Origin of the sequence: Streptococcus sp. oral taxon 061 (assembly GCF_964211575.1) — a bacterium.
Classification (GTDB): Bacteria; Bacillota; Bacilli; order Lactobacillales; family Streptococcaceae; genus Streptococcus.
Genome location: NZ_CAXOQQ010000022.1, coordinates 1 through 770 on the forward strand (window position 1 = coordinate 1; position 770 = coordinate 770).

1 protein-coding gene is annotated in these 770 nt (G+C 40.5%); it reads left to right on the plus strand.

Annotated elements, in window-relative coordinates; genetic code table 11:
• Positions 1–58 precede the first annotated feature (58 nt).
• Positions 59–770: T7SS effector LXG polymorphic toxin (locus AB8E63_RS08640; RefSeq protein WP_368910849.1), on the plus strand; the 712-nt coding region annotated here is incomplete at its 3' end.

Genomic DNA, 770 nt, shown 5'->3' on the forward strand with positions numbered 1-770 from the left:
CGTAAGGACTATCTAGACGCAGGGTTGATTTCCAGTGTTTACGCAGAGGAGGAAGTGAATGAAGATTGATGTATCCGAAGTTCGAGTTCAAAAAGAGTTGTTAGTTATTTCGGTAAATAGTATCAAGGAGCAGCTATCTGTTTCGAGAAGCCGTCTATCAGAGGTTGTTTCAACCGATAGCCTCAAAGGGGCAGTGAAGGATGCCATTAACCAGAAGGTGACCAACTATCAGATACCACTGGTTGACAACTATGTCAATGCCCTAGATAGCATTGTCAGTCGCTATGATGGACTTGTGAAGCTCTTTCAAGACACGGTGTCAGAGACTGACAACAATGCTATTATTAAGACAGAATACCTAGAACGCATCAAGCAACGGATGAAAGACCCGATCGAGGGATTAAAGAGTAGTTCCAGTAAGACACAAAATATCTATGCAGGGATAAGTGATATCCTAACGTTAACGAATCCTAGCTTGGATAGTGTGAATACGAGCTATAATCAAGCAGTCAAGAGTTTAGATGATACCATAAAGAACATGGGGGCTTTTAATAGTGTTCTTCTAAAAACAGATACCTTTGACCTTATCGATATGCAAAATAGTGAAATCGCTACACTATCAGGTTATGCCCCTCTTCCATATGGAGACCGTGTATCGAGAAATTATTATAATCGAACTCAGTTTAAAAATTCAGTTTCAGAGATTCACACAGCAATCCATAGCAACTCCAAAGCTGTGAAGTACCAAAATGCTCTCGCAAAACAGCTTG